The organism is Dryocola baronae (assembly GCF_051297175.1).
In the GTDB taxonomy this organism is placed as follows: Bacteria; Pseudomonadota; Gammaproteobacteria; order Enterobacterales; family Enterobacteriaceae; genus Dryocola.
This window is the reverse complement of record NZ_JBINNY010000001.1, coordinates 4,468,300-4,487,102: the sequence shown is the minus strand read 5'-3', so window position 1 is coordinate 4,487,102 and position 18,803 is coordinate 4,468,300. Positions and strand designations below refer to the sequence as shown.

The 18,803-nt window shown below is 58.1% G+C and carries 13 protein-coding genes; 6 read left to right on the top strand and 7 right to left on the bottom strand.

All coding sequences use genetic code 11. The features are described 5' to 3' along the window. Window positions 1–76 precede the first annotated feature (76 nt). Window positions 77–1,378, bottom strand: a complete 1,302-nt coding sequence (locus ACSPHG_RS21130; protein WP_435955462.1) for an MFS transporter — start codon at window positions 1,376–1,378, stop codon at window positions 77–79. Window positions 1,379–1,860: 482 nt separating this feature from the next. Between ACSPHG_RS21130 and uxaC the strand changes: the two genes are divergently transcribed. The 3 genes from uxaC (at window position 1,861) to ACSPHG_RS21115 (ending at window position 5,418) form a co-directional block, all read left to right on the top strand. After that, entirely contained in the window at window positions 1,861–3,270 is a 1,410-nt protein-coding gene (gene uxaC / locus ACSPHG_RS21125; RefSeq protein WP_435955461.1) for a glucuronate isomerase, read from the top strand. A 17-nt stretch (window positions 3,271–3,287) separates the two neighbouring features. Beyond that, a complete protein-coding gene (locus ACSPHG_RS21120) occupies window positions 3,288–4,775 on the top strand; it encodes a UxaA family hydrolase (RefSeq protein WP_435955459.1) in 1,488 nt (495 codons plus the stop codon). Window positions 4,776–4,875: 100 nt separating this feature from the next. After that, window positions 4,876–5,418, top strand: a complete 543-nt coding sequence (locus ACSPHG_RS21115) for a YgjV family protein (protein ID WP_435956073.1) — start codon at window positions 4,876–4,878, stop codon at window positions 5,416–5,418. Between the two features lie 35 nt (window positions 5,419–5,453). Here the strand turns inward: ACSPHG_RS21115 and sstT are convergent, their stop codons facing one another. From sstT to ACSPHG_RS21095, 4 genes are all read right to left on the bottom strand, one after another. Continuing rightward, complete coding sequence (sstT, locus tag ACSPHG_RS21110; RefSeq protein WP_435955457.1) at window positions 5,454–6,704, bottom strand: serine/threonine transporter SstT; 1,251 nt, start codon at window positions 6,702–6,704, stop codon at window positions 5,454–5,456. A gap of 768 nt (window positions 6,705–7,472) precedes the next feature. Further along, window positions 7,473–8,441 (bottom strand): TerC family protein, encoded by a 969-nt coding sequence (locus ACSPHG_RS21105; protein WP_435955456.1) that lies wholly within the window; start codon window positions 8,439–8,441, stop codon window positions 7,473–7,475. Window positions 8,442–8,707: 266 nt separating this feature from the next. After that, window positions 8,708–9,706, bottom strand: coding sequence for a Gfo/Idh/MocA family protein (locus tag ACSPHG_RS21100; RefSeq protein WP_435955455.1), 999 nt, complete (start codon window positions 9,704–9,706; stop codon window positions 8,708–8,710). A gap of 104 nt (window positions 9,707–9,810) precedes the next feature. Next, entirely contained in the window at window positions 9,811–10,311 is a 501-nt protein-coding gene (locus ACSPHG_RS21095; protein ID WP_435955454.1) for a M48 metallopeptidase family protein, read from the bottom strand. Between the two features lie 84 nt (window positions 10,312–10,395). Here ACSPHG_RS21095 and rlmG point away from each other — a divergent pair, with 84 nt between their 5' ends. Beyond that, complete coding sequence (gene rlmG / locus ACSPHG_RS21090; protein WP_435955453.1) at window positions 10,396–11,532, top strand: 23S rRNA (guanine(1835)-N(2))-methyltransferase RlmG; 1,137 nt, start codon at window positions 10,396–10,398, stop codon at window positions 11,530–11,532. Here rlmG and ACSPHG_RS21085 read toward each other — a convergent pair. Further along, window positions 11,529–13,547, bottom strand: a complete 2,019-nt coding sequence (locus ACSPHG_RS21085) for an oxidoreductase (RefSeq protein ID WP_435955452.1) — start codon at window positions 13,545–13,547, stop codon at window positions 11,529–11,531. The two genes, rlmG and ACSPHG_RS21085, sit on opposite strands and share 4 nt — an antisense overlap. 469 nt (window positions 13,548–14,016) lie before the next feature. Between ACSPHG_RS21085 and ACSPHG_RS21080 the strand changes: the two genes are divergently transcribed. Further along, window positions 14,017–15,414 carry a carbohydrate porin gene (locus ACSPHG_RS21080; protein WP_435955451.1) on the top strand — a complete coding sequence of 466 codons (1,398 nt, stop codon included), beginning with the start codon at window positions 14,017–14,019 and terminating at the stop codon, window positions 15,412–15,414. Window positions 15,415–15,466: 52 nt separating this feature from the next. Here ACSPHG_RS21080 and ACSPHG_RS21075 read toward each other — a convergent pair whose 3' ends face one another. Beyond that, window positions 15,467–16,969 carry a helicase HerA-like C-terminal domain-containing protein gene (locus ACSPHG_RS21075; RefSeq protein ID WP_435955450.1) on the bottom strand — a complete coding sequence of 501 codons (1,503 nt, stop codon included), beginning with the start codon at window positions 16,967–16,969 and terminating at the stop codon, window positions 15,467–15,469. Window positions 16,970–17,104: 135 nt separating this feature from the next. Between ACSPHG_RS21075 and ACSPHG_RS21070 the strand changes: the two genes are divergently transcribed. After that, window positions 17,105–18,760 carry a dihydroxyacetone kinase subunit DhaK gene (locus ACSPHG_RS21070; protein WP_435955449.1) on the top strand — a complete coding sequence of 552 codons (1,656 nt, stop codon included), beginning with the start codon at window positions 17,105–17,107 and terminating at the stop codon, window positions 18,758–18,760. Window positions 18,761–18,803 lie beyond the last annotated feature (43 nt).

The following is an 18,803-nucleotide window of genomic DNA, read 5'->3' as shown; positions in this document are numbered from 1 at the left end:
GAAAGTGTAAAAAAGGAGTTTGAAGAAGGATGCGCAGAAATGAAAAGCCGCCCGGAAGGCGGCTTAGTGGGGAGCGTTAAGACTGGGTCGCCGGAGCGTTACTACTCGGCGTATCGACCAGCTCGCTGATCGGTTTGTTTTTAAGCACCGTCCAGATAACGATGGCACCGAGCAGGTCAAACACCGCCAGCGCAGCAAACAGCGGGCTGAAGCCAAGGGTATCGGCGAGCGCGCCGACCACCAGGGCAAACAGCGTACTTGCCGTCCACGCCGCCATGCCGGTCAGGCCGTTCGCGGTTGCCACTTCGTTACGGCCGAAGACGTCGGAAGACAGTGTAATCAGCGCACCGGAAAGCGCCTGGTGAGCGAAGCCGCCGACGCACAGCAGGGCAATCGCCGCGTACGGGCTGGTAAACAGACCGATAGTTCCCGGCCCAATCATCAGCACCGCGCCCATGGTCACCACCATTTTGCGCGACACGATAAGGTTCACGCCAAACCAGCGCTGGAACAGCGGTGGCAGATAGCCGCCGAGGATACAGCCGAGGTCGGCAAACAGCATCGGCATCCAGGCAAACATCGCGATCTCTTTTAGGTTAAAGCCGTAGACTTTAAACATAAACAGCGGGATCCAGGCGTTGAACGTCCCCCAGGCCGGTTCTGCCAGGAAGCGCGGCAGGGCGATACCCCAGAACTGACGGTTCTGAACGATCTGCCAGGCGGACATCTTCTTGCTGTTGTTGGTCTGGTGATGGGCTTCCTGCCCGCCAATGATGTACTCACGCTCTTCTTCGGTTAACTTTTTCTGGTCGCGCGGGTGCTTGTAGAAGAACAGCCAGGCGAGGGCCCAGGCGAAGCTCAGCACGCCGGAAATCACAAACGCCATCTGCCAGCTGTGCATCAGGATTGCCCACACCACCAGCGGCGGCGCAATCATCGCACCAATAGAAGAGCCGACGTTAAAGTAGCCCACGGCAATAGAACGTTCTTTCGCCGGGAACCACTCGCTGCTCGCCTTCAGGCCCGCAGGAATCATCGCCGCTTCCGCCGCACCGACCGCGCCACGCGCCACGGCCAGGCCGCCCCAGCTTCCCGCAAGCGCGGTCGCGCCGCAGAAAATGGCCCAGGCGATAGCAAAGAACGCATAGCCGATTTTGGTGCCGAGAATATCAAGGACGTAGCCCGCAACGGGCTGCATGATGGTGTAACAGGCCGAATAGGCCGCGATAATATAGGAATATTGCTGAGTGGAGATGTTCAGCTCCTGCATCAGCGTCGGCGCGGCGGCTGCCACGGTATTACGAGTAAGATAGCCCAGCACGGTGCCCAGCGTTACTAACGCAATCATGTACCAGCGTAAGCCTTTAATCTTTCGCATTTCGAACCTCATCCCGTCTTATAAACAGCCATGCTGCTGGCTGTACGTCAGGCTTTTGCCTGAGCGTTAGTTCTATGAGGGGTTCATGCCGGGAGCAGTGCCCGGTAAGACCCGTATCTTGCCAGTTAAAAAAATGCCTTTGGCAATTCCCGGTGTCCGTACCGTTTTTGCGCTGTTAGTGAGGCCAGCGTCTGTTGCTATCCCTTAAGAGGTATTGCGACGGCTGCAAGATAACTTGTCATACATCTTTAAAAGTTGAGTGACATCACAAAAGCGTTTTTCAGCTCACTCTTAGGGGTTAGCGGCCTGAAGGCCAGTAATGGCGCGGGTTTATGGCGATTTTTATACAGAGTATTAACAATAAAAGTGTGGTTTTTGTGATGAATCACGCAAAAATTCAGTCGGTCTGTGGAAATTGGTGTGATAACTTTGTCGTCATTATGCGCAAGCATCGAACTGTTACGTACAGAGGAATCACACACATGACCGCGTTTATGACTGAAGATTTTCTTCTCGATACCGAATTCGCCCGCCGTCTGTTCCACGACTACGCTAAAGATCAGCCGATTTTCGACTACCACTGCCATTTACCGCCGCAGCAGGTTGCGGAAAACTACCGCTTCAAAAACCTGTATGACATCTGGTTAAAAGGCGACCACTACAAGTGGCGTGCGATGCGCACCAACGGCGTGGCCGAGCGTCTGTGTACCGGCGACGCAAGCGACCGCGAGAAGTTCGATGCCTGGGCCGCGACCGTTCCGCACACCATCGGCAACCCGCTCTATCACTGGACTCACCTCGAGCTGCGCCGCCCGTTCGGCATTACCGGCAAGCTGCTTTCCCCCGCTACCGCAGATGAAATCTGGAACCAGTGCAACGACCTGCTGGCGCAGGATGACTTCACCGCGCGTGGCATCATGAAGCAGATGAACGTGAAAATGGTCGGCACCACCGACGACCCGATCGACGACCTGCGCTACCACCGCCAGGTGGCCGAAGACGGTTTCGACATTAAAGTGCTGCCAAGCTGGCGTCCGGATAAAGCCTTCAACATCGAACAGCCGACCTTTGCCGATTACATGAGCAAGCTGGCGGACGTCTCCGATACCGACATTCGCCGCTTCAGCGATCTGCTGTCTGCTCTGAACAAACGTCTTGACCACTTCGCCGAGCACGGCTGTAAGGTGTCGGACCACGCGCTGGACGTCGTGCTGTTTGCCGAAGCTGACGAAGCGACGCTCGACGGCATCCTGGCAAGCCGCCTGTCCGGCAACGAACTGAGCGAGCACGAAGTCGCGCAGTTCAAAACCGCCGTGCTGGTCTGGCTGGGCGCGCAGTACAGCCGTCGCGGCTGGGTGCAGCAGTACCACATCGGCGCGCTGCGCAATAACAACCAGCGCCAGTTCAAACTGCTGGGCGCAGACGTGGGCTTCGACTCCATCAACGACCGCCCGATGGCCATCGAACTCTCCCGCCTGCTGAGCAAGCAGAACGAAAACAACGAGCTGCCAAAAACCATTCTTTACTGCCTGAACCCGCGTGATAACGAAGTGATCGGCACCATGGTCGGCAACTTCCAGGGCGAAGGGATGCCGGGCAAAATGCAGTTCGGCTCCGGCTGGTGGTTCAACGATCAGAAAGACGGTATGGAACGCCAGATGACCCAGCTTGCGCAGCTTGGCCTGCTGAGCCGCTTCGTCGGCATGCTGACCGACAGCCGCAGCTTCCTGTCCTATACGCGTCACGAATATTTCCGCCGCATTCTCTGCCAGATGATTGGCCGCTGGGTCGCCGCGGGCGAAGCGCCAGCCGACATAAACCTGCTGGGTGAAATGGTGAGAAACATCTGCTTTAACAATGCCCGTGATTACTTCGGCATTGAACTGAACTGATCCGGCTCGAGGTTGATATGCAATACATCAAGATCCATTCGCAGGACAACGTCGCCGTCGCGTTAGTGGACCTGGCAGAAGGCGAAGTTGTGAATGTGGAAGGCGTGGAAGTTACCCTGCGCCAGCCGGTTGTGCGCGGCCATAAGTTTGCGCTGTGCACCATCGCTCAGGATGAGAACATCATTAAGTACGGGCTGCCGATCGGCCACGCGCTGGCGGCAATTGCGGCGGGTGAACACATTCACTCGCACAATGCCCGCACCAATCTGAGCGATCTGGACGAGTATCGCTATCAACCCGATTTTCAGCCGCTTGCACAACAGGCGGCGGATCGCGACGTCAACGTTTACCGCCGCAGCAACGGCGCGGTGGGCGTGCGTAACGAGCTGTGGATCCTGCCGACGGTGGGCTGCGTCAACGGCATCGCGCGCCAGATCCAGAATCGTTTTCTTAAGCAGAATAACGACGCGGAAGACATCGACGGCGTGTTTCTCTTCGGCCATCAGTTTGGCTGTTCGCAGCTTGGCGATGACCACATAAATACCCGAACCATGCTGCAAAACATGGTGCGCCATCCGAACGCGGGCGCGGTGCTGGTGATTGGCCTCGGCTGCGAAAACAACCAGGTGAATGCCTTCCGCGACACGCTGGGCGAATACGATGCGGAACGCGTCCACTTTATGATCTGCCAGCAGCAGGACGACGAGGTGGAAGCGGGGCTGGAACAGCTACAGCAGCTGTATGAAGTCATGCGTCACGACAAGCGCCAGCCGGGCAAGCTCAGCGAGCTTAAATTCGGCCTGGAATGCGGCGGGTCAGACGGCCTGTCCGGCATCACCGCGAACCCGATGTTAGGCCGCTTCTCCGACTACATGGTGGCGAACGGTGGCACAACGGTGCTGACCGAGGTGCCTGAAATGTTCGGCGCGGAACGTATTTTGATGAGCCACTGCCGTGACGAATCCACCTTTGAAAAGACCGTCACCATGGTCAACGACTTCAAACAGTACTTTATCGCGCACAACCAGCCGATCTACGAAAACCCGTCGCCGGGTAACAAAGCCGGTGGCATCACGACGCTTGAGGAAAAATCCCTTGGCTGCACGCAAAAGGCCGGGGAAAGCGAAGTGGTGGACGTGCTGCGCTACGGCGAACGGCTGAAAACGCCGGGACTGAACCTGCTCAGCGCGCCGGGCAACGACGCGGTCGCGACCAGCGCGCTCGCCGGAGCGGGCTGCCACATGGTGCTGTTCAGCACCGGGCGCGGCACGCCGTACGGCGGATTTGTACCAACGGTGAAAATCGCTACCAACAGCGAGCTGGCGACCAAAAAGCCGCACTGGATTGACTTCGACGCCGGAAAGCTGCTGCACGGCAGCGACATGCCAACGTTGTTAAGCCAGTTTATTGATACTATCGTTGACATCGCCAACGGCAAAAAAACCTGTAACGAACGCAACGACTTCCGCGAACTGGCCATCTTCAAAAGCGGCGTGACGCTGTAGGCCGGGCATGCAGGGCGGGTAAGCATCAGGCCACCCGCCGATATTTTTGGTGGAGGGCGTGGCCGCCCGTCCACCCTGGACAACAGGACTGGCACGGATGATATCCGCGTATTGGGTAGCCCAGGGCGTCGGTGTACTCGCCTTTCTGATCGGAATCACCACCTTCATCAACCGCGACGAGCGGCGCTTCAAGCTCCAGCTGGCGGCCTACAGCGCCATCATCGGCATCCACTTTTTTCTGATGGGCGCAAGCCCGGCGGGCATGAGCGCCGAGCTTAACGCTATCCGCACCGTCATTTCCCTACGCACCCGCAGCCTGTGGGTGATGGCGCTGTTTATCGCTCTGACCCTTGGCTTCGGGCTTGCCAAATTCAATCATCTCATCGAACTGCTGCCGATACTGGGCACCGTCGCCAGCACCTGGGCGCTGTTTCGCTGCTCCGGGCTTACGACGCGCTGCGTGATGTGGTGTTCGACGGCCTGCTGGGTAACGCACAACTTCTGGTTGGGGTCGATTGGCGGGACGCTAATAGAAGGGAGTTTCCTGGTGATGAACGGCCTGAATATCATTCGCTTCTGGCGCATGCAGCGACGCGGGATTGACCCGTTTAGCGCGGAGAAGCAGGTGCAAAGCCAGGAATAAATCTCCCCACCGGAGCGGCGGGGAGAAGGGGAGGATTAACCGCGCGAGCGTAGAGGCTGGTCGTCGGCAAGACGCGCGTCCTCCGCCTGACAAACCGCTGCGGTAAACAGCACGTCGGTAGAGGAGTTGAGCGCCGTCTCGCAGGAATCCTGCAGCACGCCGATGATAAAGCCGACCGCCACCACCTGCATGGCAATCTCGTTCGGGATGCCAAACAGGCCGCAGGCCAGCGGGATCAGCAGCAGCGAGCCGCCCGCCACGCCGGAAGCCCCACAGGCGCACAGCGCCGCGACCACGCTCAGCAGCACCGCCGTCAGCATATCGACCGGCACGCCCAGCGTATGCACCGCCGCCAGCGTCAGCACCGTAATGGTAATCGCCGCACCGGCCATGTTAATGGTCGCGCCCAGCGGAATGGACACGGAATAGGTATCGCGGTCGAGATTCATCTTCTCGCACATCGCCATGTTCACCGGAATGTTGGCCGCCGAGCTGCGGGTGAAGAACGCGGTGACGCCGCTTTCACGCAGGCAGGCGAACACCAGCGGATACGGGTTACGGCGCGTGGTGATAAACACCAGCAGCGGGTTAATAACCAGCGCCACGCCGAACATGCAGCCCAGCAGCACCAGCAGCAGCTGCGCGTAGCTCCACAGCGTGGAGAAGCCGGTAGTGGCAAGCGTTGAGGCCACCAGGCCAAAGATACCGATCGGCGCAAAGCGAATCACTACCTTCACGATAAAGGTTACGGCGGTGGACAGATCGTTAATCAGGCTCTTGGTGGTTTCGCTGCCGTGACGCAGCGCAAAGCCGAGGCCGACGGCCCACACCAGAATCCCGATGTAGTTGGCGTTCAGCAGCGCGTGGATTGGGTTGGCGATAATGCTCATCAGCAGACCCTGCATCACCTCGACGATGCCCGATGGCGGGGTGATATCCGTCGCGCCGGTGGCGAGATGCAGCGTTGAAGGGAACAGGAAGCTTATCACCACGGCGGTGAGCGCCGCGGCGAAGGTGCCGAAGACGTAAAGCACCAGAATCGGGCGGATATTGGTTTTTGCCCCGTGCTGGTGGTTGGTGATCGACGCCATGACCAGCGTCAGCACCAGCACCGGTGCCACGGCCTTCAGCGCGCCAACGAATAGCGTGCCCAACAGGCCCGCGGCGATTGCGGCGGGTTTTGAGACCAGCGCGAGGGCGATGCCCAGCACCAGGCCGATAAGAATTTGTTTAACCAGGCTGCCGTGGGCGAGCTTTGCGAAAAGTCCTGGGGATTGTTTTGCCATGCGTTACCTTCCTGTAATGTCCGTCGTCCAAATCCACATCTGCGCTCTGAGGCGTTTTGCCGTGTGGATGTAAGAAAATGTGTTTGCACGGTGGAGTATAAGGAAAAGCCAGGGGCCAGGAAGCGTTAAAAACCAAATATTACGTTCACATCCAGGTTTTATAACTGATCATTAACAATGTTGTGACATTGTCGACAGATGCAGTGAAGGACGTTGTTTTCTCGGCGGATGGCGCTACCGCTTATCCGCCCTACGGTTGTGTTGATCGTGTAGGTCGGGTAAGACGAATTCCGCCACCCGACATTTCCGGCGGATGGCGCTAGCGCTTATCCGCCCTGCGGTTGTGTTGATCGTGTAGGTCGGGTAAGGCGAATGCCGCCACCCGACATTTCCGGCGGATGGCGCTACCGCTTATCCGCCCTACGGTTGTGTTGATCGTGTAGGTCGGGTAAGGCGAATGCCGGCACCCGACATTTCCGGCGGATGGCGCTACCGCTTATCCGCCCTGCGGTTGTGTTGATCGTGTAGGTCGGGTAAGGCGAATGCCGCCACCCGACATTTTCGGCGGATGGCGCTACCGCTTATCCGCCCTACGGTTGTGTTGATCGTGTAGGTCGGGTAAGACGAATTCCGCCACCCGACATTTCCGGCGGATGGCGCTACCGCTTATCCGCCCTACGGTTGTGTTGATCGTGTAGGTCGGGTAAGGCGAATGCCGCCACCCGACATTTTCGGCGGATGGCGCTTACGTTTCTCCACCCGACACAATTACTTCGCTAATTTCCTGCGATCGTTACGCGCGTTCACCACGGCGTTAATCACCAGCGTTAGCGCCAGAATACCGCCCACCACGCCCAGCGAAATCGCAATCGGGATATGGTAGAAATCAACAATCAGCATCTTCACGCCGATAAACACCAGGATCACCGACAGGCCGTACTTCAGCATCGAGAAGCGTTCCGCCACGCCGGCCAGCAGGAAGTACATGGCGCGCAGGCCGAGGATGGCGAACAGGTTAGACGTCAGCACGATGAACGGGTCGGTGGTCACCGCGAAGATAGCCGGAATGCTGTCGACCGCGAAAATCACGTCGCTCAGCTCCACCAGAATCAGCACCAGCAGCAGCGGCGTGGCAAACAGCAGGCCGTTTTTGCGCACGAAGAAATGCTCGCCTTCGATTTTATCCGTCATGCGCAGATGGCCGCGCAGCCAGCGCACCAGCGGCTTGTCGCCGATACCGCCTTCATCCTCTTTCGCCAGCGCCATCTTGATACCGGTGAACAGCAGGAACGCGCCGAAGACGTACAGCAGCCATTCGAACTGGGTAATCAGCCAACTGCCCGCGAAAATCATCACCGTACGCAAGATAATCGCGCCCAGCACGCCGTAAACCAGCACGCGGCGCTGGAGGGCGGCAGGCACCGAGAAATAGCTAAACAGCATCAGCCAGACGAAGACGTTATCCACCGCCAGGGCTTTTTCAATCAGATAACCGGTGAGGAAGGCGAGTGCCTGGGTGTCCGCCACTTCGCGCCCGGAGGTACCGGTGAGATACCACCAGAAGGCGGCGTTAAACAGCAGGGAAAGCGTAACCCACACCAGAGACCAGGCGGCGGCCTGCTTCATCGACATGGTATGCGAGCCTTTACGGCCCTGAAGCAGGAGGTCGATTGCCAGCATGATGACAACGACGACGGCGAAGCCGCCCCACAGTAACGGCGTGCCAACACTATTCATAAGAGATTCCTTCAAAAACAAAAACGGCCAACGTCGGAAGACGCCAGCCGCTTTCGCTTGCAACAGGGATCTCGCCTTCCGGCAAGGTCTCACTTACAACGCGGAATGGATTTTAGTGAAAAAAACCATTCGCATTGCCCGGCAACCGGGTGCTTGCGCACCGTAATGACGATTAACCGGCAATGAAGTTACTCCCCTTTGCAGGTAACAAAATATTACGACATATCATTTCGGTCAATATCTCGTAACCTGCCTTTTACACAGCTTTACGCCGTGAGGGTCGCGGGCACATCGTCCGCCGGGAATTTCACCCCCGTCTGCGCACGTATTTCCGTGGCAAGCGTTGAGGTAATACGCGACGTGACAAGCCCTGCATGATTCACTTCGTTGTCTGCCACCAGGCGAGCAAAGGTTTCGGCTTCATACAGCATAGTATTGATGTGCTGCGGCAGTGACAGATCCTGCGGCTTACCGCCGCGCGGCACGAAGGTGATGCGCTGGCACTCGGAAATCTTCTCGATGACCAGCGAGCCCGCTTCACCCTGAATTTCGCTCGGAATCACCGAATCGCTCACCTTGGAGTGCAGCAGGTTCACGTCGAACTCGCCGTAGTTCATCTGCACCGAACCGTGGGCATCGACGCCGCTTTCCAGCAGCGTCGCGGTGGCGTGTACGGAATGCGGCTCGCCCCAGAGCGCGACGGCCGTGGCCAGCGTGTAGAAACCGATATCCATGATCGAGCCGTTCGACCAGGCCGGGTTAAAGGTGTTCGGGTTTTCGCCGTCCAGGTAGCGCTGATAGCGGGAGGAATACTGGCAGTAGTTGAGCAGCGCCTTGCGGACTTTGCCGATTTTTGGCAGCGCCTGCTGCAGGGCGATAAAGTTCGGCAGGCTCGCGGTTTTGAACGCTTCGAACAGCACGACCTGATTATCACGCGCGCAGGCAATGGCGGCTTCGACCTCGCGAATGTTCGAGGCCAGCGGCTTCTCGCAGATCACGTGCTTCTTGTGGTTTAAGAAGAGGATACTTTGCGGCGCGTGCAGGGCGTTCGGGCTTGCGATATACACTGCGTCAATCGCATCGCTCTGCGCCATGGCGTCGAGGTCGGTAAACAGGTGCTCAACGGGATAATCGTTGGCAAAAGCCTGCGCCTGTTCGAGGGTGCGGGAGTAAACGGCGGTAAGCTTATAGTGACCACTTTCGTGGGCGGCATCGACGAACTGTCGGGTGATCCAGTTAGTTCCAACCACGGCAAATCGAATCATAAATGGGTCCAGGTAAGAGGTTTATCGTTAATGGCGGGCGCGTTCAGCTCCCACCCGTGCAGGACGCGTAGGGTGGATAAGCGTTAGCGCCATCCACCGATTCGTTAAGCAGAACCTTTTAACGCCAGCTGCGTGAGCCACAGGCGCGTATCAAACTCAAACTGATGATACTGCGGCTCCATATGGCAGCACAGCGAGTAAAACGCCTTGTTGTGATCTTTCTCTTTCAGGTGCGCTAACTCGTGCACCACGATCATTCTCAGAAAGGCTTCGGGCGCGGATTTAAACACCGTCGCCACGCGGATCTCCGCTTTTGCCTTCAGCTTGCCGCCCTGCACGCGTGAAATCGCCGTGTGCAGGCCCAGCGCGTTATTCAGAACGTGAATTTTGCTGTCGTAAGCGACCTTATTGATCGGCGGCGCGTTGCGCAGATATTGGCTTTTCAGATCCTGGGTATAAGCGTAAAGCGCCTTGTCCGTGGCGACGTTGTGGCTGTCCGGGTAACGCTTTTCCAGCACTTCGCCAAGCCGCTGCTCGGCGATCAGCGTGCGAACCTGCGAAAGCAAATGCTCGGGATAGCCGCTTAAATAAATCAGTTCGCTCATGCTTGTCTCAGGTTGAGGGAAAAAAGGGTATACTCTCGCCCCCATTCGGGGATAACGCCGAAATTTTACCATCCAGGAGGGCCGATGAGCCAATTAGACAACGGTTTCCGTTCACTGACACTAAAACGTTTCCCGGAAACGGACGACGTCAACCCGCTTCAGGCGTGGGAAGCGGCGGATGAGTATCTGCTGCAACAGCTGGACGACACCGAAATCAGCGGCCCGGTCCTGATTTTTAACGACACCTTTGGCACGCTGGCCACCGTGTTGGCCGAGCACAAGCCATACAGCATCAGCGATTCGTACCTCAGCGAACTGGCGACGCGCCAGAACCTGAACAACAACGACATCATTGAATCTAACGTGACGTTCCTGGACAGCACCGCGCCTTATCCGCAGGCGCCGGGCACCGTGCTTATCAAAATTCCAAAAACGTTGGCACTGCTCGAACAGCAGCTGCGCGCCCTGCGCAAGGTTGTGACGCCTGAAACGCGTATTCTCGCTGGCGCAAAAGCCCGCGATATTCATAACTCCACGCTTGAGCTGTTCGAGAAGATCCTCGGCCCGACCACCACCACGCTGGCATGGAAAAAGGCGCGCCTGATTAATGGCACCTTCACCAACCCGGATCTGAAAGACGCCCCGGAAACCCTGAGCTGGAAGCTGGACGGCACGCCGTGGACGATTCACAACCACGCGAACGTCTTCTCCCGCACCGGTCTGGATATCGGCGCACGCTTTTTTATCGAGAATCTGCCGACGGGTCTGGAAGGGGAAATTGTGGACCTGGGCTGCGGCAACGGCGTAGTCGGTCTGCACCTGCTCGACCAGAACCCGGAAGCGCAGGTGGTGTTTGTGGACGAATCGCCGATGGCGGTGGCCTCAAGCCGCCTGAACGTTGAAACCAACATGCCGGAAAACCTCGACCGCTGCGAGTTTATGATCAACAACGCGCTGTCGGGCGTGGAGCCGTACCGCTACAACACTATTCTGTGCAACCCGCCGTTCCACCAGCAGCACGCGCTGACCGACCAGGTTGCGTGGGAAATGTTCCACCATGCCCGCCGCTGCCTCGTGAACAACGGCGCGCTGTATATCGTGGCAAACCGCCACCTGGACTACTTCCGCAAGCTGAAGAAAATCTTCGGCAACTGCGACACGGTCGCCTCGAACACCAAATTCGTGGTGCTCAAGGCCGTGAAGCTAGGCCGTCGCCGCTAAATCTCCAGCGCTAAACGGGTGCCCTGCGCAATCGCGCGCCGGGCATCCAGCTCCATCGCCACGTCCGCCCCGCCAATCAAATGCAACGTTTTACCCAGCTCGCGTAGCGGCTCGACCAGTTCGCGACGAGGATCCTGCCCGGCGCAGATAATCACGTTATCCACCGCCAGCAGCTGCGGTTCGCCGCTAATCGTAATGTGCAGCCCTTCGTCATCAATACGTTCGTAGCCCACGCCCGCCAGCATCTTCACGCCGCGCGCCAGAAGCGTAGTGCGGTGGATCCAGCCCGTTGTTTTGCCGAGGCCTTCGCCGGGTTTGCTGGTTTTACGCTGTAGCATAACAATCTGTCGCGGGCTTTTGGTCAGGTGAACGCCTTCCGGGCGCAGCCCACCCGCGTGTTGCAGGCTGGTATCGATGCCCCATTCCACGCAGAACTCGGCGATATTCTGGCTGGTGGACTGGCCCTGCTGGCTGAGGTACATCGCCGCGTCGAAGCCGATGCCGCCCGCGCCGATAATCGCCACGCGCTCGCCAACCGGAGCCTTGTCGCGCAGCACGTCGATATAGCTCAGCACCTTAGGATGCGTAATCCCGTCGATGAGCGGCATGCGTGGTTCAATGCCGCAGGCGAGGATCACCTCGTCGAACGCCTGCAGCATTGGAGCATTTACGTGCTGATTTAGCCGAACGTCCACGCCCGTCAGCGCCAGCATGCGGCGGTAATAGCGCAGCGTTTCGTAAAACTCTTCCTTGCCGGGGATCTGCTTGGCGATATTAAACTGCCCGCCGATTTCCGCCGCCGCGTCGAAGAGGGTGACCTTATGCCCGCGCCCGGCGGCGTTCACCGCGAACGCAAGACCGGCCGGGCCCGCGCCAACCACCGCCAGGTTTTTGGTCGTTTTAGCCGGGACAATCGGCATTTTGGTTTCGTGACAGGCGCGCGGGTTCACCAGGCAGGACGTCACCTTGCCGAGGAAAATCTGGTCCAGGCACGCCTGGTTGCAGCCGATGCAGGTGTTGATCTCGTCTTCGCGGCCCTGCTGCGCCTTGGATACCAGCTCCGCGTCCGCGAGGAACGGGCGCGCCATCGACACCATGTCCGCGTCGCCGTTTGCCAGGATCTCCTCGGCGGTTCGCGGATCGTTGATGCGGTTGGTCGTCACCAGCGGGATCGACACCAGGCCTTTAAGCTTGCGTGTTACCCAGCTGAACGCACCGCGCGGAACGGGCGTGGCGATGGTCGGGATCCGCGCTTCGTGCCAGCCGATGCCGGTGTTAATCAGCGTTGCGCCAGCCCCTTCGATGGCTTTTGCCAGCTGCACGGCTTCGTCAAACGTGCCGCCGCCGTCCACCAGATCGAGCATCGAAAGGCGATAAATAATGATGAAGTCCGGCCCGACCTTCTCGCGCACGGCGCGTACCACCTCAACGGCAAAGCGCATGCGACGCGGGTAGTCGCCGCCCCATTCGTCGTCGCGCTGGTTGGTGCGCGCGGCTAAAAACTGGTTAATCAGATAGCCTTCCGAGCCCATGATCTCCACGCCGTCGTACCCGGCCTGCCGCGCGAGGCTTGCGCAGCTGGCGAAGTCATCAATCAGCGCAAGGATCTCGCCGTGCGTTAAGGCGTGGGGCTTGAAGCGGTTGATCGGTGCCTGAATGGCCGACGGGGCAACCGGGTTGGGCTGGTAGCTGTAGCGCCCGGTATGCAGAATTTGCAGGGCGATCTTGCCGCCTTCGCGATGCACGGCATCGGTCACCACCTGATGGTGCGCAAGCTGGCTGGCATCGTTCAACACCGCGCCGCTTTCCACGCCGACGCCCGAAGGCGAGGGAGCCACGCCGCCGGTGACGATCAGCGCCACGCCGTGACGCGCGCGTTCGGCATAAAACGCCGCCAGCCGCTCGGCGCCGTTTGGGTGTTCTTCAAGCCCGGTGTGCATCGAACCCATCAGCACGCGGTTTTTTAAGGTGGTGAAGCCCAGATCGAGCGGGGCGAACAGCGACGGATAGCTCATAGTCTCTTCCAGAAATTTATAATAGTTATGTGGTCGGATGAGTTAACAATTTAGCTACATAAACGCCGAATGGGAAAACGAGATCGAGCGATTGTGACGGGATTCAAAGAACTGCTTTTTCGCCGCCCGGCTTTAGAAAAGGCTATGGGCGAAATTTATTATGATTTTTCGTTTTCAGCGCTGTATTTACACAAATAAAAGAAGTTAACGATATATATTCCCGGTTCAATATTTTTGCGAGAAATAGATAAAGCTATTTTTCGAGCGTTAATATAGATGATTGTGACGCAGCAAGGATTATCATCACTTCGTTTTGTCAATGGAATACAAAGTTGTTATGTTGCTCCTCGTATATTTAACCTGAAGAACTATACCGTTAATTAGAAATATCTATTTCTTTGCCCCCTTAGCGCAAAGAAAATATTTCTTGGTGCCTAATGGAAAATAATAAACTTTATAAGGATATGAAATGAGTTTAAAAATAAATTCACTAGCCTTATTGATTGGGGCTTTAATCTCGTCCGGAGCGATGGCAAAAACCAGCGAAAGCGCGCTCGAGCAACGGCTTAACCAGCTAGAGCAGCGTCTGCAGATGGCCGAACAGCGTGCCGCCAGCGCTGAAGCAGAAATCAAACAGCTTAAGGCGACCCCTGCGCCCATGCCTGCACAAACCGCGCCGGTAATCGTTAAAAGCGAACAGCCATTAAATAACCCTTCCAGTAATAACGCTCCACAATTAACGCTCAACGGCTATGGCGATCTTAAAATATATGGCGACGTCGAATTTAATATGGACGCCGCAAGCCGCAGCGCAGGTTTAACCTCATTACGTAATAGCGCCAATAACGATTGGGCGTCGGGTAATAATGAGCGCTGGGATATTAACGGCCGTCTGCTGTTAGGCTTTGACGGCTATCGCCGTATGGATAACGGCAATTTTGCCGGTTTCTCCGCGCAGCCCCTCGCAGACCTGACCGGCTCAATGAATCTTGATGACGCGGTATTCTTCTTTGGTCACGAAAATGACTGGAAAATCAAAGTTGGCCGCTTCGAAGCCTATGACATGTTCCCGCTCAACCAGGACACCTTCGTCGAGTATTCCGGCAACACCGCAAACGACCTCTACGACGACGGCTACGGCTACATCTACATGATGAAAGAAGGGCGCGGGCGCAGTGACGCGGGCGGCAGCTTCCTGATGAGCAAGAATATCGACAGCTGGTACTTCGAACTTAATACCCTGCTGGAAGACGGCAGTTCGCTGTTTGTTGATAAGTCCTACCACGGGCGCGAGCTGAAAAACGACAAAAACGTCGCCTATCTGCGCCCGGTGATCGCCTGGTCGCAGGACGCCTTCTCGGTTGCGGCGGCGATGGAAACCAACGTCGTGAACAACGCCTACGGCTTCCGTGATGCAAACGGGCAGTGGGTCGATCAGTCTGACCGTACGGGCTACGGCCTGACCATGACCTGGAACGGCCAGAAAAACGATCCGGATGACGGCATCGTGGCTAACCTGAACACCGCTTATCTGGACGCCACCGACGAAACCGACTTCACCGCCGGGATCAACGCCCTGTGGCGCCGCTTCGAGCTGGGCTATATCTACGCGCACAACGACATCGATCGTTTCGACGCCTCGGCGTTCAGAACCTGCGATAACGACTGCTGGATAACCGACCCGGGCACCTACGATATCCACACCGTTCATTCGTCCTACCAGTTCCCGAACGTGATGGGCATGCCGAACTTCAATATTTACCTCGGTGCCTACGCCTCGTGGGTGAATGCCGACGCGAAGAACAACGGCGGCAGCAACAACGATGCCCGCTACGGCGGCCGCTTACGGTTTAAATATTACTTCTGATAGCGAACCCCCACGTCTTGCTCTTTCCTCTCCCTTAACGGGAGAGGATCTCTCAGCGTTTACGCCCGCCCAGAATACTGCCCAGCACGCCGCGAACGATCTGGTTAGTCACCTGCCGCGCCGCGCTCTTCGCCATGGTTTGCACCACGCCGTCCTTCTTGCCGCCGCGCGGCCCGGTGGTGCCGAACAGAATGTCCTTTAGCCCGCCAAGAATGCCGTCGTCCACGGCGACCGATCCGCCTTTTGCCGGCGGCGCGTCCTGCTGCTCGCCCGCCGCCTGCACGCCTTTTTGCAGCTTTTCATAGGCGGATTCGCGGTCTACCGCCTCATCGTATTTGCCGTACAGCGGCGAGTGGTTCAGCAGGCCGTTGCGCTCGTCCTCCGTGACCGGCCCCATGCGCGAGCAGGGCGCAATCACCATGGCGCGTTCCACCACCGTCGGACTGCCTTTTTCGTCGAGGAAGGACACCAGCGCCTCGCCGGTGCCCAGCTCCTGAATCGCTTTTTCGGTATCGAACGCCGGGTTGGCGCGCATGGTCTGCGCTGCGGCTTTCACCGCCTTTTGATCCTTCGGCGTGAAGGCGCGAAGCGCGTGCTGAACGCGGTTGCCGAGCTGCCCCAGCACGGTATCCGGGATATCCGACGGGTTCTGCGAGACAAAATAAACGCCGACGCCTTTCGAGCGGATAAGCCGAATCACCTGTTCGATTTTATCCAGCAGCACCTGCGGAGCATCGCTAAACAGCAGGTGCGCTTCGTCAAAGAAGAACACGAGCTTGGGCTTTTCGAGATCGCCCGCTTCCGGGAGCTGTTCGTACACCTCGGAGAGCATCCACAGCAGGCTTGCGGCGTACAGCTTCGGCATCTGGTAGAGCTTTTCGGCCGAGAGGATATTAATGACGCCTTTGCCGTTCGCATCGGTGCGCATCCAGTCTTTGATGTCGAGCATCGGCTCGCCGAAGAAGTACTCCGCGCCCTGTTGCTCAAGCTGCAGCAGCCCGCGCTGGATAGCGCCCACCGACGCGCTGCTGATATTGCCGTACTGATTCTGGAACGACTTCGCGTTGTCGCCGATGTACTGCGTGGCGGCGCGCAGGTCTTTGAAATCCAACAGCAGCAGGCCCTGGTCATCAGCAATGCGGAAGATGATTTGCAGTACGCCGGACTGGATATCGTTTAGATTTAGCAGGCGGGCGAGCAGCAGCGGCCCAAGGTCTGACACCGTGGCCCGCACCGGGTGGCCCTTTTCGCCGAAGATATCCCACAGTACCACCGGATTGCCGTGCGGCGACCAGTCCGTGACGCCGATTTTCGCAAGCCTTGCTGACAGCCTTTCTGACTCCGCGCCTTCTTCCGCCACGCCGGTTAAATCGCCTTTTACGTCCGCCATAAACACCGGAACGCCGATTTCGCTGAAGGATTCCGCCAGCTTTTGCAGCGTGACGGTCTTGCCCGTGCCCGTCGCGCCGGTGATCAGCCCGTGGCGGTTAGCCATATTGGGCAGTAAATGCAGTTCTTTATCGATAGTTCTGGCAATAAGCAGCGGCGCGGTCATGATGGTTTCCCTGTGGCGACATTTCCATAAGCATAGCAATCGCATAGAGAACGTCATCAGCATATTCCCAAGGTTGCGGCATCTCTCGCACGAGGGACTATGCTTTTCATACGTCTTACAAAAAATCAGGAAACTATGTCCAGATTCTTCTTTAACGACCGCAAACAGCTGGTCAACGACGCCATCGAAGGCGTTATTATCAGTTCCCGCTACCGCAACCTGACGCGCCTCGAGATAGACCCCGCCATCCGCGTTGTCGTCCGCAACGACTGGGACAAAAGTAAAGTCGCGATAATCTCCGGCGGCGGCTCCGGCCACGAACCGGCCCACGTGGGCTTTGTGGGTAAAGGCATGCTTACCGCCGCCGTGTGCGGTGACCTGTTCGCCTCGCCGAGCGTGGACGCCGTGCTGAACGCCATCGTTGCGGTCACCGGCGACCGCGGCTGCCTGCTGATAGTCAAAAATTACACCGGCGACCGACTGAACTTTGGCCTGGCGGCGGAGAAAGCCAAAAAGCACGGCCTGAAGGTCGAGATGGTGATCGTCGGCGACGACATCTCGCTGCCGGACAATAAGCAGCCGCGCGGCATTGCCGGTACCGCTCTGGTGCATAAAATTGCGGGCTTCGCCGCGGAGCAGGGCAAATCCCTGAGCGACGTTAAAGCCCTTGCGCAGCAGGCCTGCGAGAATATCGCGAGCATGGGCGTGGCGATGCAGACCTGCAACCTGCCGGGCAGCGAAGACGACGATGAAGAAGGGCGCATCAAAGGCGGCCACGTCGAGCTGGGGCTGGGCATTCACGGTGAGCCGGGTGCCAGCACGGTAGACACGCAGAACAGCAAAGAGATTATCGCCACGCTGGTTGAACACCTGCGTAAAAAAACCGGCAACGAGGCGAAGCTGGCGGTGCTGATCAACAACCTGGGCGGCGTGTCCTCCCTTGAGATGGCGCTGCTGACCAAAGAGCTGGCGCACTCCGATCTTAAAGATCAGCTTGAATACCTGATTGGCCCCGCGCCGCTGGTGAGCGCGCTGGACATGAAGGGCTTCTCGCTGTCGGTTATCGCCCTCAACGACACCTTCACGAAGGCGTTGAAGGCCGACGTGGAAACCGCAGGCTGGCTGCCGATGGTGAAGCACCACGTGATGCCGACGCAAAAACACAGCGTCCTGCGCCGCGACGTGGAAATCACGCCGTCCGATAACGCTGCCGTTAAGGCGGTGGTGGCAAGCGTGGCGAAAACGCTTATCGAGCAGGAAAACCACCTGAATGCGCTGGATGCCAAAGTGGGCGATGGCGATACCGGTTCGACCTTTGCCGAAGGCGCGCGGGATATTGCGGAGCTGAACGACGGCGGCAAGCTGCCGCTCAACGATGCCGCCGCGCTGCTGGAGCTGGTGGGCGACCGCCTGGCAACGGTGATGGGCGGCTCAAGCGGCGTGCTGATGTCCATCTTCTTCACCGCCGCAGGGCAGAAGATCGGTGAGCAACAGCCGCTGGCCGAGTCTCTGCTGTTTGGCCTGGAGCAGATGAAACGCTACGGCGGCGCGGATTTGGGCGACAGAACGCTCATCGACGCCCTACAGCCGGCGCTAGAAGCCCTGCGTGATAAAGACCTGAAGGCCGCAGCGAAAGCCGCAGCAGAAGGTGCGGAGGCCACGGCGAAAATGCAAAAAGCCAATGCGGGACGCTCGTCCTACGTCAACAGCAATAGCCTGGAAGGGGTAAAAGACCCCGGCGCGGTTGCCGTTGCCGAGGTGTTTGCTGCACTGGTTAAAGCTGGGTTGTAGGTCGGATAAGGCAACGCCGCCATCCGACATCCCACCCGACAAT

Excerpts from the sequence above, each read along its gene's own strand:
- ACSPHG_RS21130 (WP_435955462.1), bottom strand. The coding sequence starts at position 1,378 with ATGCGAAAGATTAAAGGCTTACGCTGGTACATGATTGCGTTAGTAACG.
- uxaC (WP_435955461.1), top strand. The coding sequence starts at position 1,861 with ATGACCGCGTTTATGACTGAAGATTTTCTTCTCGATACCGAATTCGCC.
- ACSPHG_RS21120 (WP_435955459.1), top strand. The coding sequence starts at position 3,288 with ATGCAATACATCAAGATCCATTCGCAGGACAACGTCGCCGTCGCGTTA.
- sstT (WP_435955457.1), bottom strand. The coding sequence starts at position 6,704 with ATGGCAAAACAATCCCCAGGACTTTTCGCAAAGCTCGCCCACGGCAGC.
- ACSPHG_RS21105 (WP_435955456.1), bottom strand. The coding sequence starts at position 8,441 with ATGAATAGTGTTGGCACGCCGTTACTGTGGGGCGGCTTCGCCGTCGTC.
- ACSPHG_RS21100 (WP_435955455.1), bottom strand. The coding sequence starts at position 9,706 with ATGATTCGATTTGCCGTGGTTGGAACTAACTGGATCACCCGACAGTTC.
- ACSPHG_RS21095 (WP_435955454.1), bottom strand. The coding sequence starts at position 10,311 with ATGAGCGAACTGATTTATTTAAGCGGCTATCCCGAGCATTTGCTTTCG.
- rlmG (WP_435955453.1), top strand. The coding sequence starts at position 10,396 with ATGAGCCAATTAGACAACGGTTTCCGTTCACTGACACTAAAACGTTTC.
- ACSPHG_RS21085 (WP_435955452.1), bottom strand. The coding sequence starts at position 13,547 with ATGAGCTATCCGTCGCTGTTCGCCCCGCTCGATCTGGGCTTCACCACC.
- ACSPHG_RS21080 (WP_435955451.1), top strand. The coding sequence starts at position 14,017 with ATGAGTTTAAAAATAAATTCACTAGCCTTATTGATTGGGGCTTTAATC.
- ACSPHG_RS21075 (WP_435955450.1), bottom strand. The coding sequence starts at position 16,969 with ATGACCGCGCCGCTGCTTATTGCCAGAACTATCGATAAAGAACTGCAT.
- ACSPHG_RS21070 (WP_435955449.1), top strand. The coding sequence starts at position 17,105 with ATGTCCAGATTCTTCTTTAACGACCGCAAACAGCTGGTCAACGACGCC.